Source organism: Streptomyces sp. 11-1-2, from assembly GCF_003595545.1.
Lineage (GTDB): Bacteria > Actinomycetota > Actinomycetes > Streptomycetales > Streptomycetaceae > Streptomyces > Streptomyces hygroscopicus_B.
The window spans coordinates 6,077,208-6,092,628 of record NZ_CP022545.1 but is presented as its reverse complement, the minus strand read 5'-3'; the positions used below and the strand labels follow the sequence as shown (position 1 = coordinate 6,092,628).

At 72.4% G+C, this 15,421-nt stretch carries 14 protein-coding genes; 1 reads left to right on the top strand and 13 read right to left on the bottom strand.

Annotated elements, in window-relative coordinates; genetic code table 11:
• Window positions 1-101 precede the first annotated feature (101 nt).
• The 6 genes from CGL27_RS25855 to CGL27_RS25830 all read right to left on the bottom strand — a co-directional run bounded on the left by CGL27_RS25855 (window position 102) and on the right by CGL27_RS25830 (window position 6,319).
• On the bottom strand, window positions 102-1,328 hold the full coding sequence (locus CGL27_RS25855) for a cytochrome P450 (protein ID WP_078642624.1): 1,227 nt from the start codon (window positions 1,326-1,328) through the stop codon (window positions 102-104).
• A 382-nt stretch (window positions 1,329-1,710) separates the two neighbouring features.
• Window positions 1,711-2,406: a response regulator transcription factor gene (locus CGL27_RS25850; RefSeq protein WP_078642623.1), complete on the bottom strand. Its 696-nt coding sequence runs from the start codon at window positions 2,404-2,406 to the stop codon at window positions 1,711-1,713.
• Complete coding sequence (locus CGL27_RS25845; RefSeq protein ID WP_240450634.1) at window positions 2,403-3,821, bottom strand: histidine kinase; 1,419 nt, start codon at window positions 3,819-3,821, stop codon at window positions 2,403-2,405. The genes CGL27_RS25850 and CGL27_RS25845 overlap by 4 nt, the downstream gene beginning before the upstream one ends.
• A gap of 1,091 nt (window positions 3,822-4,912) precedes the next feature.
• Window positions 4,913-5,770, bottom strand: a complete 858-nt coding sequence (locus tag CGL27_RS25840; protein ID WP_119990342.1) for a class I SAM-dependent methyltransferase — start codon at window positions 5,768-5,770, stop codon at window positions 4,913-4,915.
• 23 nt (window positions 5,771-5,793) lie between these two features.
• The gene (locus CGL27_RS25835) at window positions 5,794-6,138 is read right to left on the bottom strand and encodes a VOC family protein (protein ID WP_119990340.1); all 345 of its coding nucleotides are present in this window, start codon (window positions 6,136-6,138) and stop codon (window positions 5,794-5,796) included.
• A gap of 1 nt (window position 6,139) precedes the next feature.
• The gene (locus tag CGL27_RS25830) at window positions 6,140-6,319 is read right to left on the bottom strand and encodes a CopG family transcriptional regulator (RefSeq protein ID WP_119990337.1); all 180 of its coding nucleotides are present in this window, start codon (window positions 6,317-6,319) and stop codon (window positions 6,140-6,142) included.
• A 25-nt stretch (window positions 6,320-6,344) separates the two neighbouring features.
• Between CGL27_RS25830 and CGL27_RS50210 the strand changes: the two genes are divergently transcribed.
• A complete protein-coding gene (locus CGL27_RS50210) occupies window positions 6,345-7,127 on the top strand; it encodes a hypothetical protein (RefSeq protein WP_162953070.1) in 783 nt (260 codons plus the stop codon).
• 123 nt (window positions 7,128-7,250) lie between these two features.
• Here the strand turns inward: CGL27_RS50210 and CGL27_RS25820 are convergent, their stop codons facing one another.
• The 7 genes from CGL27_RS25820 to fbaA all read right to left on the bottom strand — a co-directional run bounded on the left by CGL27_RS25820 (window position 7,251) and on the right by fbaA (window position 15,322).
• Entirely contained in the window at window positions 7,251-8,093 is an 843-nt protein-coding gene (locus CGL27_RS25820; RefSeq protein WP_119990333.1) for an IS5 family transposase, read from the bottom strand.
• Window positions 8,094-8,193: 100 nt separating this feature from the next.
• Window positions 8,194-9,069 (bottom strand): alpha/beta hydrolase, encoded by an 876-nt coding sequence (locus CGL27_RS25815; protein ID WP_119990331.1) that lies wholly within the window; start codon window positions 9,067-9,069, stop codon window positions 8,194-8,196.
• Window positions 9,070-9,072: 3 nt separating this feature from the next.
• Window positions 9,073-10,281 (bottom strand): kynureninase, encoded by a 1,209-nt coding sequence (gene kynU, locus CGL27_RS25810; RefSeq protein ID WP_119994550.1) that lies wholly within the window; start codon window positions 10,279-10,281, stop codon window positions 9,073-9,075.
• Between the two features lie 298 nt (window positions 10,282-10,579).
• Window positions 10,580-11,602: a tryptophan 2,3-dioxygenase family protein gene (locus tag CGL27_RS25805; protein ID WP_240450633.1), complete on the bottom strand. Its 1,023-nt coding sequence runs from the start codon at window positions 11,600-11,602 to the stop codon at window positions 10,580-10,582.
• 195 nt (window positions 11,603-11,797) lie between these two features.
• On the bottom strand, window positions 11,798-12,211 hold the full coding sequence (locus CGL27_RS25795) for a DUF3151 domain-containing protein (RefSeq protein ID WP_078642619.1): 414 nt from the start codon (window positions 12,209-12,211) through the stop codon (window positions 11,798-11,800).
• A 107-nt stretch (window positions 12,212-12,318) separates the two neighbouring features.
• Window positions 12,319-14,043, bottom strand: a complete 1,725-nt coding sequence (locus tag CGL27_RS25790; protein WP_119990329.1) for an MFS transporter — start codon at window positions 14,041-14,043, stop codon at window positions 12,319-12,321.
• 256 nt (window positions 14,044-14,299) lie between these two features.
• Window positions 14,300-15,322 (bottom strand): class II fructose-bisphosphate aldolase, encoded by a 1,023-nt coding sequence (gene fbaA, locus CGL27_RS25785; RefSeq protein WP_078642618.1) that lies wholly within the window; start codon window positions 15,320-15,322, stop codon window positions 14,300-14,302.
• Window positions 15,323-15,421 lie beyond the last annotated feature (99 nt).

Genomic DNA, 15,421 nt, shown 5'->3' with positions numbered 1-15,421 from the left:
AGGCTGTGGACAACGGGGGCCCTTTCGTCTGCGCAGTTTGCCGGCTGCTGTCTGCTGCGTCTGCTGTCTGCCGCGTCTGCTGTCTGACCGCCGTAGTCCGCTCAGAGCTCGACCAGCAGCTCCCGCAGCCCGCGGATCACGAAATTCGCCTGCGGCTCCGGCTCCTTGACCAGCCGCATGCCGGGCGCCTTACGGAGCAGCGCGCCGAAGGAGGCGGCGAGCTCAAGACGGGCCAGCGGGGCGCCGAGACAGTAGTGGATCCCGGCGCCAAAGCTGACATGGGGGTTGTCGGCGCGGGAGAGATCGAGGGTGTCGGGGCGGTCGAAGCGAGCTGGATCGCGGTTGGCCGAGCCGAAGAGCAAGGCGACCTCGCTGCCGCGCGGGATGACCGTGCCGTCGACCTCGATGTCCTCCAGCACCCAGCGCTCGAAGAGCTGCAGCGGGGTGTCGAAGCGCAGGAGTTCGTCCACGGCGGTGGGCAGCAGCGCGTCCGGGTCGGCGCGGAGCAGGGCGAGCTGCTCGGGGTGGCGGAAGAGCGCCCACCAGCCGTTGCCCGTGGTGTTGACCGTGGCCTCATGGCCCGCGTTGAGCAGCAGCACACAGGTGGAGATCATCTCCTGCTCGGTGAGCCGGTCGCCCTCGTCATGCGCGGCGATGAGCCCGCTGATCAGATCGTCCCCCGGGGCCTTGCGGCGCGCGCCGATCAACTCGCGCAGATAGCCGGAGAATTCGAGGGACGCGCGCACCGCCCGGCGCGCCGTCTCCTCGCTCGGCCCCAGCTCGTACATCCCGCAGATGTCCGCCGACCAGGGCCGCAGGGCGGGGCGGTCGGCCGGTGGAATGCCGAGCATCTCGGCGATGACCGCGACCGGCAGCGGTTCGGCGACCGCCGCGATGAGATCGCCGCCGCCCGAGGCGACGAGGGAGTCGACGAGTTCGTCCGCGAACCGCCGGATCGTCGGCACCAGCGCCTCGACGGTCCGCGGGGTGAACGCCTTGGAGACGAGCCGCCGCAGCCGGGTGTGGTCCGGCGGTTCGAGATCGAGCATGCCGTGGTCGTTGAGGGTGTGGAACGGCTCGTGCTCGGGCGGCGGCGCGGTGCGGCCGAACTCCTCATGGCTGAAGCGGTGCAGATAGGTGCGGCCGAGGCGGCGGTCCCGCAGCAGGGCGCTGACGTCAGCGTGCCGCGGGATCAGCCACTGGCGGGAGGGCTCGAACCAGTGCACACGGCCGCGCTCGCGCAGCGCGGCGTACGCCGGATACGGGTCCGCGACGAACGACGGCTGCCACGGGTCGAAGGCGGGGGCTTCCGCACGGCTGCTGCTCATCCCCGGACGGTACCGCCGGTTCCCCGCGGCCTCCAGGGCCTGCTCAGCCTTGGGGCATGCTCAGCGCCTGGCGGCATGCTCAGCCTCGGGGGCCCGCTCAGCGTCTGGCGGCATGCTCAGCCTCCGGGACCTGCTCACCCCCGGGGCATGCTCAGCGCCTGGCGGCATGCTCAGCCTCCGGGACCTGCTCACCCCCGGGGCATGCTCAGCGCCTGGCGGCATGCTCAGCCTCCGGGACCTGCTCACCCCCGGGGCATGCTCAGCCTTTGGGGCCCGCGCAGCCTCCGGGGCCCGCGCCTGTGGGGCCCGCGCAACCTTCGGGGCCTCTCAGCCTCCGGGGACCTCCTCAGCCTCTGGGGCCGCTCAGCCTCCGGGGGCCTCTTCAGCCTCCAGGGGTGACCAGGCGGGCCTCGTACGCGAACACCGCCGCCTGGGTGCGGTCGCGCAGCCCCAGCTTCACCAGGATCCGGCTGACATGCGTCTTCACCGTCGACTCGGCGACGATCAGCCGCGCGGCGATCTCGGCGTTGGAGCAGCCCTGGGCTACCAGCACCAGCACCTCGTTCTCCCGCTCGGTCAGCTCGGCCAGCCGCCCCTGCGGCGAGGGAAGCGGGCCGCCGAGCCCGGCGGCCTCCCCGATCCGCGTGAAGGTGGTGATCAGACGCTTGGTGACGGTCGGGGCGAGCAGCGCCTCGCCCGCCGCGACGACGCGTACCGCCTCGCCGAGCTGACGGGCGGAGGCGTCCTTGAGCAGGAAGCCGCTCGCTCCGGAGCGCAACGCCTGGTAGACGTATTCGTCCAGATCGAAGGTGGTCAGGACGAGCACCTTGGCGTCCGCGTCCGCCGCGACGATCTCACGGGTGGCCTCGAGGCCGTTGAGCTCCGGCATCCGGATGTCCATCAGAACGACGTCGGGGCGCAGGGCGGCGACCTGGGCGATGGCCTGGCGCCCGTCGACCGCCTCGCCGACGACCTCGATATCGGGCTGGGCGTTCAGCAGCACGGAGAAGCCCTCGCGGACCATCACCTGGTCGTCGGCGATCAGCACGCGGATGGGAGGAGTGACATCGGTCGTCATGGCTTCATCGTCTCCCCTTCCGGGGCGGGCCCCTTCGTCGGCCCCGACGCCGCCGGTCCGGACGCCTCTGACCCGGAGGGCCCGGACGGCCCTGACGGCCCGGACGGCCCTGACACCTCCGCTTCGGGAAGCGCCGCGGCCGGGATGAAGACCGCGACCTCGTAGCCGCCGTCCTCCTCCACCGCTCCCGCCGTCATCTCCCCGTTCAGCATCGCCACGCGCTCCCGCATCCCGAGCAGCCCATGGCCCATGCCCGGCGAGGGGCGTACGGGCTGGGTGGGTGGGCCGTTGACGATCCGCAGGCCCAGACCGCCGAGGACGTACGCGATCTCGACGCGGGCGGTGGAGCCGGGGGCGTGGCGCAGCGCGTTGGACAGCGCCTCCTGGACGATCCGGTAGGCGGACAGCTCCACACCGGAGGGCAGCGGGCGTACGGCGCCGGTGATGACGTGCTCGACCGTCAGCCCCGCCGCCCGGACCCCCGCGAAGAGCGTGTCGAGCGTGGCGAGGGTCGGCTGGGGCGCCTCGGGGTCGGCGTCGGCGTAGGCATCGGGGTCGTCGGCGCGGACGACGCCGAGGAGGCGGCGGAGTTCGGTGAGCGCGGCGACCGCGTTCTCGCGGATGGTCGCGAAGCTGGTGGCCAGCTCCTCGGGCGGGTTCGCCACCCGGTAGGGCGCGGCTTCCGCCTGGATGGCGATCACGGACATGTGGTGCGCGACGACATCGTGCAACTCGCGGGCGATGGTGGCGCGCTCCTCCAGCAGGGTGCGGCGGGAGCGCTCCTCGTAGGTGGCCGACTGCTGCACTGCCACCTGCTGCTTGGTCTCGCGCAGACTGCGCCGGGCGACGACGGCGCCCACGATGACGCAGGAGGCGACCACCATGGGAAAGGCGTTCGTGGGCCGCGCATTGATGCCGAGTTCACAGGCGAACCCGAACCCGGCCGTGAGCAGCAGCATCCGCCCGGCCACCCGCGGGCGGTTCTGGGTCGCGACGATCACCATCACCGCGATGTGCGAGGCGAAGAGGGTCGTCGGCCAGGGCCACATGCTCCCCCCGTACGTGTCGGCGATGCCCAGGCCCCAGACGACGGTCGCCGCGAACGACAGCCACCAGGCGCCGATCGGCCGGTAGAGCGCCAGCAACAGCGGCACACCGCTGAGCAGGGCCAGCCCTACGCCCTCGGTCTCGCCCGCCACGGCCATGAGATAGAAGGCGAAGGCCACGATCGCGGCCTGCGGCAAGCACGGCGCGAACGGCCGCATCGCCCGGGGCATCCGGCGCACCAGCACATGCGTGGCGGCCAGCGGCGGCACCGGGCGGAGGGCGAACGCGCCGGTGATCAAGTCCTTCCGCAGATCGGAGAACGCCCGGCGGATGGTGCGGAGTTCGGTCCGCGGAGTCGTCTGGGTCACGGCGTCCACGGTAGAGAGCGCCTGCGGCGCCGTCGTCCCCGGGAATGTGGATTGTGCGGCATCCGCCTCAAGTACTACGCGGCTGGGCGCGCGCTGCGGTGGGGCGCGGCCGGGGGCGCTGCGGCGCTGGGCGCCGGATGCGCCAGGGGTTGCGTGGCCAGGTGCACTGCGGCGCCGGGCGCCGAGTGCGCCGCGGGTCGCGCGGCCGGGAGCGCTGCGGCGCTGGGCGCCGAGTGCGCCGCGGGCCGCGCGGCCGGGAGCGCCCGGATGCCGTGTGGCCGGGAGCGCCCCGGCTACCCGGCCAGGTGCGGTACGGCACTGGGCGCCGGATGCGCCGCGGGCCGCGTGGCCAGGGGCGCCCGGATGCCGTGTGGCCAGGAGCGACCCGGCTACCCGGCCAGGTGCGCTACGGCGCCGGGCGCCGGATGCGCCAGGGGTTGCGTGGCCAGGTGCGCTACGGCACTGGGCGCCGGATACGCCGCGGGCCGCGCGGCCGGGAGCGCCCGGATGCCGTGTGGCCAGGAGCGACCCGGCTACCCGGCCAGGTGCGCTACGGCGCTGAGCGCCGGATACGCCAGGGGTTGCGCGGCCAGGTGCGCTACGGCACTGGGCGCCGAGTGCGCCGCGGGCCGCGCGGCCGGGAGCGCCCGGATGCCGTGTGGCCAGGAGCGCCCCGGCTACCCGGCCAGGTGCGCCCCGACACCGCGCGGCCGCGTACGTCCCCGACGCCACGCGGCCAGACGCGCCCCCGGACCAACCCGCCCCATTGCCGCGCGGTACTGCGCGGCCGGGCGCGGGCCGGCGGCACGCGCCAAGTGCGCTGCGGTGCTGCGCGGTCGGGGGTGCCCCCGGCCCCCGGCCCCCGGTGGCTAAGAACTGGCATAGCTACTGGACGAATCTCGGAGCTGTGACGTTCTGTGACCACTGGCGAGACCTATGTGCGTCCAATCATGGGCGGGCTGGTCCGTCATTGACGGAGGCAGACTCTGCCGATTGAAAGCCGGGGCGCCCTGACCAACACCTCGGTCGCCGCTACGACGCAGCGGCGACCGGCTGGACCGTCCTTGCCCGATTCGACGGGTCGACGAGGCTCAGGTGGCGGCGAGCAGCACGTCCTCTCCGGTCGACGGGCGAAGGCCGTCGGTGCGATCGGCGAAGTAGCGCCCGGCGTGCGAAGCCCCCGACACGTGCCGGGCGTCCGCGAAACCGGATTTGCGGGCGAGGGCCAGCATCTCCTCCGGGGTGTAGAAGCTGATGAACGGCGTTCCGGACGCGCGCGCACCTTCCCTGCTCGCCCGCAGGCCGGGGCGATCGGCCTCGTCGAGCAGTTCGGGCGGCAGGAGGAAGGTCATCACGAGCGTGGAACCGGGGGCGAGCCCGGCGACCTGGCGCAGGGTGGCCGCAGTGGCGTCCTCGGTGAGGTACATCGTGACGCCGGTGGACGCGATGAACGCCGGCTGGCCGGGGTCAAAGCCGACGGCAATCAGCTTCTTCAGCCAGTCCTCGCTCGCCTCGAAGTCGACCGGCACCAGCTGCAGCCAGTCGGGGATGCCGTAGCCCAGTTCGACCAACCGACGGCGCTTCCACGCCTGCGGGCCGGGCTGGTCGACCTCGAAGACCCGCAGGCGGGAGGCGGTCTCCGGCCTGCGCTGGGCGAAGGTGTCCAGCCCGGCTCCCAGGATGACGTACTGGGTGACGCTGCGGTCGGCCTGCTCGATGATCAGGTCCTCGATGAACCGGGCGCGGGCCGCCATGGCCGCCCGGAACCCGCTGGTGAGGGGCGGGTCCATGTCGGGGCGGCGGCGCCAGTCGTCGTCAGGGGCTGCCAGCTCCAGGCCGATCTCGTCCTCGAACACGTGGGGCGGCCGGTCGACCTGGACGTGCATCGCCCGCCAGAGGGCGGTCCGCACCGCGGTGCCGTCCGGCGCCGCGGTCGGTTCGTCTGCCATGGTGTTCCCCTTCTCCGTCGCAGTCAGTTCTTGACCGGAGCCTGGAGGCTCCACAGCCGCCCGTCGGGGTCGCGGACCGTCATCAACCTGGTCCCGAAGTGGGTGTCCTCGAACGGCGTCACCACCTCGACGGCCGGATTGGCACGGAACGCGTCCGCGTCCGGCACCTTCAGCACGACCTGCATCTGAGGCTCCCGGTCCTCGGGGACCTCCGCGATGAAGACGTAGGGACCGTCGCCGTTGCGGAGTTGGCCGGAGCTGTGGCCCGTCTCGAACTCCAGCTCGTAGCCCAGCGCCTGGAAGAAGCGTGCCGCCTTGCCCCAGTTGTGGGTCTCCAGGAACAGGGCCTCGATTCCCTCGGTCGCCATGTCATGCCTCCTTCTCGGTCGATTGGCGCTCTTGCCCATGGGCGTCGTCGAGGTAGGCACGCAGCGCCTCGGCGACCAGCGCCGACAGCGACATGCCCGACTCGATGGCGCGGTACTTCACCTGCTTGATCAGCCCGATCGGCAGGTACACGTTGAACTGCTTGACTTCCTCATCGCCCACGAGTCCAGACTAACCCGTTGCTAGCATGCTAGCAAGTAGCCCGGTCAAGACCGGGCGCGATCCCGAGGTGCTGCGGCTGGTGCTCCGCGTCAACCCGGTGCTCACCACCGCGCCAGTCCCCGAGGAGCAGGTGCCGCAGCGGGGAACCCTTCGGCAGATCGCCGGGTATCTGGCCGACGCCGTCCAGGAGACGGCTGCGGATGCGCGCGGCGGGCGGCGGCAACGGGCAAGGCATGGCGTGCGGCAGGCCGGTGACCCGGGTGATCGCCGGCGGCGCACGGTGAAGGCAGTGAGCACGCCCGCACCGCCTGGCCGCAGCTGGAGCAGCTGCACGTCCGCCACCACGGAGCCTTCGCCTGGTCAACCATCTGTGCAGAGCCACTACATACTGCTGATGGTCGGTGTCCCGACACTTGAGCACGTGACACGGGAAGAGAGCGACAGGATGACGCGTGAGACCGCCAGTGCCACGATGAGTCCGGTGTTCTGGGTGGCACCTTTGGCCTGGGGTGTGCTTGGGCTCTTCCTGCTCGCCTGGACGGTGTTCGAGGCAGTGAAGCACACGGGCCTCACTATCCCGTTCGGCGTGATCGGCCTTCTCGTCCCCTTCCTGAGCAGGCTCGCCCCGGGTTCGACGGCCGTTCACCACACGCTGCTGCGGGGCTGGGCACCGCTGGCCGTCATGGCGACCTGCTCCGCCATTCCCGGCCCTGCCGACAACACCGCCTTGCCCTTCACCTTCGGGATGGCCTTGCTGACCCACATCGCGCTGAGGCGCGCTCGGGGAAACGGCGTTCGTTCGTCCTGAGACAACCGTCAACTCCAGGGAAACCGGCCCGCGACCGCCCGCGCGGGTAGCCGTACGAGGCGGCACGAAACTCGCTGGCCGACACCGAGGCCAGCCGCCACGTCGGCGTGCATAGCTCGTAGGTCATGGACGGAGGTTCGGGCGGCGGTCCCAACGGTGGGTCGTCCACGCGCGGCGGATCAGGCTGCGGATGGTGATGATCGTGTCGGCGAGGTCGAAGAAGGCGTTGATGACGGTGGTGCGGCGTTCGTAGCAGCGGGCGAGCCGGTGGAAGGTGTTCTGCCAGGCGTGGGTGCGCTCGACATGCCACCGCTGGCTCGCCTGGATCGGTGCCTTCTCGCCCTTGTGCGCGATGCGGCCGTGCAGCTTGCGGGCGCTGAGTTCGGTGCGGGTCTTGTCCGAGTCGTAGCCGGCGTCCAGGTGCACAGTGATGTCGTCGGGCAGCGGTCCGAGGTCGTCCAGCAGGTCCAGGGTCGGGGCGAGCAGCGGGGAGTCGTGACGGTTCGCTCCGGCCAGTACCCTGCCGAGCGGGATTCCGTAACCATCCGTCATGCCCGAGCGTTTCAAGCCCTGTTTGCCCCGATCGACCGGTGAGCGCCCGGCGGCCTCGCCGCCGCCGGGGGCTTTGATGATGGAGCCGTCGATGGCGATCTGGTCGAGCACGAGCCCGACGATCCGGTCGTAGGACTGGAGCGCGATCTGCTTGAGCCGGGCGAAGACGCCGAGGGCGATCCACTCGTCACGACGGTTGCGGAGGGTGCTCGCCGAGCAGGTCGTGTCGGCGATCGCCTGGTAGGAGCAGCCGAACCGCAGCAGTTGCAGCAGCTTGTCGAACACGATCCGGTCGCTGATGCGTCGGCGGTGGCAGCCCAGCGGATGGTCGGGATCAACCGTCAGGCGTTTGGGTAGCAGCGCAGTGAATTGGTCCCAGAGCGGGTCGGTCAGCCATGATGGCAGGACGGGCACAGGTCTCCCCAGTGATCACAGAGCGTCGCAACTCCATGATCATCGAAACCTGTGCCCGCCTTGCTGCCGGGGCTCCCCGCTCCGCCTATCTGCGCGGGCTCTAACTTGCCGGGCCTGTCCCGGCCACGTGGGCGATCTCCTCCGCGACGGTGTGGGCGACGGGCGTGGTGGGGTCGATGGGCGGGAAGTGCCCGCCCTCCGTCCTGACCAGCCGGACGTCCTGCCCGGCGCGGGTCGCGGCCGTCGCGAAGGCGTCCGCGACCGCCGGTGGCACGTCGATGTCGGTGACGCCCTGCACGATGGTGGTGGGGATCGCGGTGGGCAGCAGCGCGGCGGGGTCGGCGAGGGCGAGCCGGGCCGTCAGTTCATCGCCGTCGCCGCGAACCTCGCCGAGGAGTTCGCCGACGGCGCCGGAGCACACGTCCAGCGCACGGGCCGTGGCGAGGTCCGCGATGGGGGCGAGGGCGACGACACCGCGGAGCGGGGAGGGGGAGGGCAGATGCCAGGGAGTGCCGGACGGCAGCCGATGCCGGGCCGCCGCCCACAGCACGGCGTGCCCGCCCGCGGAGTGCCCGGTGAGCACCACGCGGTCCGGGTCGACCCCAGGGAGCCCGAGCTCACGGGCGAGGCTCGGCACGGTGCCCACGGCGGCCGCGATGTCGTCGAACGTCTCCGGCCACCGCCCCGCCCGTGCGGGGTCCGCCCCGCCCCGGCGGTATTCGACCGACGCCACCGCGAGCCCCCGCCCCGCCAGGAAGGCGGCGAAGGGCGACACATGGCGGCGGTCGTAGGGGGCGCGCCAGGCGCCGCCGTGGAAGAGGAGGACCAGCGGGGCGGGGCGGGCGGCCCCGCGCGGCCCGCGCGGAAGGTAGAAGTCCGCCACCTGGTCCGGGTGTTCGCCGTACGCGGCGGTCCGGTCCGGAGCCACGGGTGTGAGCCCGAGGACCGACGTCTCCTCGGCCGCTGCCCCGCCCATCGGTCAGCCCTCCTTCAGCAGCACGTCGGCCAGCACCCGCGCCGCCCGCTCCACCTCGGCGAAGCCCGTATACAGCGGGGTGAAGCCGAAGCGCAGCACATCGGGGCGGCGGTAGTCGCCCACGACACCGCGCCGCGTCAGCTCCGCCATCACCTCCCCCGCGTCCGCGCACCGCAGCGCCACCTGGCTGCCGCGCTCGGCGTGTGCGGCGGGGGTGACGGACTGGACGCGGCCGGCCGGGACATAGTCCTCGACACAGCGGAGGAAGAAGTCCGTCAGGGCCAGGCTCTTGGCCCGGACGTCCTCGATCGTCACGTCGTCCCACACCTCGAGGGCGGCCTCCAGCGCCAGCATCGAGAGGATGTCCGGGGTGCCGACGCGGCCGCGGGCCGAGCCGTCGGCCGGGGTGTAGGCGGAGGCCATGCCGAAGGGGTCGGCATGCGAGTTCCAACCGGGCAGCGGCGAGTCGAAGCGGGGCTGATGCGCACGGGCGACGTACAGATACGCGGGCGCGCCGGGCCCGCCGTTGAGGTACTTGTACGTGCAGCCGACCGCAAGGTCGACCCCATGGGCGTCCAGCCCGACCGGCAGGGCGCCCGCGCTGTGGCACAGGTCCCATACGACGAGCCCGCCCGCCGCGTGCACGGCGGCCGTGGTCCCGGGCAGGTCGTGGAGGCGGCCGGTGCGGTAGTCCACGTGGTTGACGAGCGCGACGGCGGTGCGCGCGCCCACGGCGCTGGGCACGTCGCCCGCGGCCACCGGCCGCAGGGTGCAGCCGGTCATCCGGGCGGCGGACTCGGCGATGTAGCCGTCGGTGGGGAAGGTGGTCTCGTCGACCAGGATCTGATCGCGGTGGGCGCCGCGCTCCTGGGCGATCCGTACGGCCGCGACGACCGCCTTGAAGACGTTCACGCTCGTGGAGTCGCCCACGACCACCTGGCCGGGGGCGGCGCCGACGAGCCTGCCGACGCGGTCACCGATCCGCTCCGGCGCGGTCCACCAGCCGCTCTCCTCCCAGGAACGGATGCGCAGCTCGCCCCATTCGCGGGCGACCACATCCGCCAGGCGGGACGGGACGGCACGCGGCAGCGCGCCCAGCGAGTTGCCGTCGAGGTAGATCACATCGTCGAGGGTGAAGGCGTCGCGCTTGGCGCGCAGTCGGTCGGCCGCGTCGAGCGTGGTGGCCTCGTCGCTCAGCACGGTCCGGGGCAGACGGGGCTCGGCGGGACGGTGCTCGGCCGCACCATGCGCGGCCGGACCGGCCTCGGCCACACCGGGCTCGGCCACACCGGGCTGGACGCCGGTCGGCTCGGGCCCAGTCGACTCGGTACGAACCGCCCCGGCGTCGGTACCGGCCGCCCCGGCCGCCCCGACCTCGGTGCCGGTCAACTCCGTACCGGACGACTCGGCCGCGGGCGGCTCAGGCCCGGCGCCGGTCGGTTCCGCCCTCGTCGCCCCGGACTCGGCACTCCTCGGCGCGGCGCCCGCCGACTCCGTCGGGATCGTCGCGTCAGACATGGCTGCGCGCCGTCCACAGCTCGGGGAAGACCGTCTTGCCCGCGCGCTTCTCCAGCCAGGCGACCCCGGCCGAGCCGCCGGTCCCCGTCTTGGCGCCCATCGCCCGCCGGGTCGCCACCAAGTGGTCGTTGCGCCAGCGCCACACCAGCTCGGCGACCTCGGTGAGCGCCTCGCCGAGCTGGACCAGCTCACCCTCGCGCGGACCGGAGTAGATCTCCTCCCAGACCCGCTCCACCCCCGGATCGGGTTCATAGCGCAGGGCGGGATCGCGGTCCAGCACGGCGGCCGGGACGGCGAGGCCGCGGCGGGCGAGATAGCGCAGCACCTCGTCGTAGAGGCTGGGCTCGGTCAGCGCCTTCTCCAGCTCGGCGTGGACCCGCGGCGCGCCCCGGTGCGGGACGAGCATGGACGCGGACTTCTCGCCGAGCAGGAACTCCAGCCGCCGGTACATCGCCGACTGGAAGCCGGAGCCCTCGCCGAGCGCGGAGCGGTACGCGTTGAACTGGCCGGGGGTGAGATGGGCCAGCGGCGTCCAGGAGGCGTTGAGCGACTCCAGCTCGTAGGCCGAGCGCTGGAGCGCGGCCATCGCCGTGGGCAGATCGTCCTCGCGCAGCGCCTGCGCGGCGGTGTGCCATTCATGGACGATGACGGTGAACCACAGCTCCATGACCTGGGTGGTCACCAGGAACACCATCTCGCCGGGGTCGTCGGAGAGGGGGCGCTGGAGGTGGGTGAGCACGGACGCCTGGACGTAGTCCTCGTACGGGGTGGTGCCGTCGAAGTCCAGATGGGGGGCCTCGAACTCGGCCCCGCCCGGTGCGGTCCCGCTCGGATCGGTCCGGCCGGGGGCGGCACTGCTCGGCGTGGTCTCGCCCGGCGTGGTCTCCCCCGGCGTGGTCTCCCCCGGCGTGGTCTCGCCCGGTGCGGTCCCGCCTGGGGCGGTCCGGCCTTGAGGGGGCCCGCCTGAGGTGGCCTGGGCCGGGGCGGCGTGGTCAGGGACAGGCTGCTGCGACATCGCATCTCCTGAGTACTGCTCGCTACCGGGTAGCGGTCCGCCCCATCCTTTCGGTCTCGGAGCCCCGGTCCCCTCGGGGCCCACATCCGAAGGGGCCCCGCACCGCATCATCCGCGCCGCACGGACGATCGGCAAGTACGGAAGGGGCCCGTGGGGCGTACGACACCCCACAGGCCCGGTACGCCTCGTTACGTCTCAGGAGAGCGTGTCCGCCGCGGTCGGGGAGCTCTCGCGCAGGAAGGTCGAGCAGCGCTCGTACTCCTCCTGCTCGCCGATGGACTGCGCGGCGCGCGCGAGCGCGTGCAGGGCGCGCAGGAAGCCACGGTTCGGCTCATGCTCGAACGGCACGGGACCGTGGCCCTTCCAGCCGCTGCGGCGCAGGGCGTCGAGTCCACGGTGGTAGCCGGTGCGGGCGTACGCGTAGGACTCGACCACCCGGCCGGCCTCGAACGCCTCGTCGGCGAGCTGGGCCCAGGCGAGCGAGGAGGCCGGGTACTTCGCGGCGACCTCGGACGGGGCCGCGCCGGAGGCGAGCAGCTCCCGTGGCTCCGGGTCGTCGGGCAGATGGGTCGGGGGCGGTCCCCCGAGCAGGTTCTCGTGAATGGCCATGGGTTCCAGTCTGCCTGGTCCGAGGCCCCACCCGACACGCTCAAGCCACGTGGTCCGCAGATCGAGGGGCACGTCCAGGGGCGCGTCCGGCGCGAAGAGGGCGCGGGTCAGGTACCGGAGGGTCTCTCACCCGGATCCAGGGGCGGCGCGGACACACCGCAGTGGTAGGCGCACTCGGGGCGGCACGGCGGCCCCGTCGGCCGCGCGGCGCCCTCGGCACGCCCCGCCGACGCCGGTACGGCACCCTCGACACGTTCCCCCGCCACAGCACCCTCCGCACGTTCCCCCGCCACGGCACCCTCCGCACGCTCCGCCGCCACGGCGCCCTCGCCTCGCTCCGTGCGCGCCGCGGCCTCGGCCTCCTCCGGCTCCGCCCCCGCCTCCGCCTCTTCCCCCGCCTGCTCCAGGGCGTCCGAGCGCACCGTGCGCCAGGCGAGGACCGCCCCCAGCACCAGCACTCCGGCACAGATCGGCATCGCCCGCCGGAAGGTGTCCCCGAACGCGTCCGCCGACCGGTACGCCTCCGGGCCCATCCCCGCGAGCAGCGGCAGCGCCGCCACCGCGATCAGGCCCGCCGCGCGGGCCGCCGCGTTGTTGACGCCGCTGGCCAGACCCGCGCGGGCGACGTCCACCGAGGCCAGGACGGTCGCGGTGAGCGGGGCGACCACCACCACCATGCCCATGCCCAGCACCAGCAGCGCGGGCAGGATGTCCCGCCAGTAGACCGCCCCCACCCCGGCCCGGGTCATCAGCAGCATTCCCGCGGCGCACAGCAGCGGGCCCACGGTCAGCGGGATCCGCGGGCCGATGCGCTTGCCCAGCTCGCCCGAACGGGCCGACAGCAGCAGCATCAGCGTGGTCGTGGGCAGCAGCGCGGTACCGGCGGCGAGCGCGGAGTAGCCCACCACCACCTGAAGGTTGAGCACTGAGAGGAAGAAGAAGCCGCCGAAGGCCGCGTAGACGCACAGGGTCACCGCGTTGACGGCACTGAACTGGTGGGAGGAGAAGATGGAGAGCGGCAGCATCGGCTCGCGCCGCCTGCGCTCCACGGCGACGAAGACCACCCCCAGCGCCAGCCCGGCGACGGCCGGAACCACCACGGCGGGCGAGGCGCCCTTCTGCGGCGCGGCGATCAGCGCGTAGGTGATCAGGCCGAGGGTCGCCGCCCCCAACAGGGCGCCGAGGACGTCGAACCGGCCATGCGCCCGCGGATTGCTGGTCTCCGGTACATGGCGCAAAGCGACCGGCACGCACACCGCGGCCAGCGGCACATTGATGAAGAACACCCAGCGCCAGCCGGGCCCGTCCACCAGCCAGCCGCCGAGGAACGGCCCGATCGCCGCCCCGACCCCGCCGAAGCCGGACCACAGCCCGATCGCCCGCGCCCGGTCATCGCGGTGGATCACCGACTGGATCAGCGCGAGCGACCCGGGGGTGAGCAGCGCCCCACCGATGCCCTGCAGTGCCCGCGCGGCGATGAGCACCCCGGCGCTCGGCGCCAGCCCGCACACCAGCGAGGCCAGCGCGAACCACACCACTCCGGTGACGAACACCCGCCGCCGCCCGAACCGGTCCCCGAGCGCCCCGCCGAGCAGGATCAGCCCGGCGAGGGTGAGCATGTAGGCGTTGACGGTCCACTGCAGTACGGCGAGATCGGCACCCAGGTCGAGCCCGATGCGCGGCAGGGCGACATTGACGACGGTGCTGTCGAGCAGGGCCATGGCGGAGCCCAGCACAGTGGTGAACACCAGCCACCGCCCGGCCGGCACGGAAAGCCTGACCGGCTGACCGTTGCCCGGAGCGCGGCCCGCTCCGGGCGTGGCGCCGCCCATACCTGGATCATCCTCGTGTTGCCCGTGTGAGGCCAGCCCACGGGTGCGGCGCCTGCCGTTCCCCTTGAGGCTCGCTGCCGGGTGCGGCCCGGTGGCCGGTTGTGCCCACCCGTTCCTCCCTCAGCTACCGCTGGGAGGTGCCCCCGCCGCGGATCCGCGGAACGCTTGCCCACCACCGGCATCCGCGACGCAAACGGGCCCGGCGGCTCGCCGCGAAGGCGAGCGCCGGGCCCGTGAGAGCGAGCCGGAGAACGAACTACTTCAGCTTCGTCCCCGTGGACCGAAGGTTCGCGCAAGCCTGGGTGACCCGCTCCGACATCCCCTTCTCGGCCAGCTTGCCCCAGCTCCGCGGGTCGTACGTCTTCTTGTCGCCGACCTCGCCGTCGACCTTCAGCACCCCGTCGTAGTTGCGGAACATGTGGTCCGCGATCGGGCGGGTGAAGGCGTACTGGGTGTCGGTGTCGAGGTTCATCTTCACCACACCGTTCTCCAGCGCGGTGCGGATCTCCTCCTCGGTGGAGCCGGAGCCGCCGTGGAAGACGAAGAAGAACGGGTCCTGCTTGCCGTACTTGGCGGCGACACCGTCCTGGAGGTCACGCAGCAGGTCCGGGCGGAGGACGACATTGCCCGGCTTGTAGACGCCGTGGACGTTGCCGAAGGAGGCGGCCAGCAGGTAGCGGCCCTTGTCGCCCAGGCCGATGGCCTCGGCGGTGCGCAGGGCGTCGTCGACCGTCGTGTACAGCTTGTCGTTGATCTCGTGCGTGACGCCGTCCTCCTCGCCACCGGTCGGGGTGATCTCGACCTCGAGGATGATCTTCGCCTTGACCGCCTCGGCGAGCAACTCCTGCGCGATGCGGAGGTTGTCGTCGAGCGTCTCGGCGGAGCCGTCCCACATGTGGGACTGGAACAGCGGGTTCTGACCGTTGGCGACGCGCTCCTGGGAGATCTTGAGCAGCGGACGGACATAGCCGTCCAGCTTGTCCTTCGGGCAGTGGTCGGTGTGGAGGGCGATGTTCACCGGGTACTTCTCGGCGACGACATGCGCGAACTCGGCAAGGCCGACCGCACCGGTCACCATGTCCTTGCTGTACTGGCCACCCAGGAACTCGGCACCACCGGTGGAGATCTGGACGATGCCGTCGCTCTCCGCCTCGGCGAAGCCGCGGAGGGCGGCGTGCAGAGTCTGCGTCGAGGTCACGTTGATCGCCGGGTAGGCGAACTTGCCTGCCTTCGCCCGGTCGAGCATCTCGTTGTAGATCTCAGGGGATGCGATGGGCATCTGACCGCTCCTTGTATGTGCGGGTTAGTCGTACTTGGCCCTGACCTAGGGGCGACGTCATCGTCGGGGCCATAATCCCAGACTCCGTCGATTGCTCCA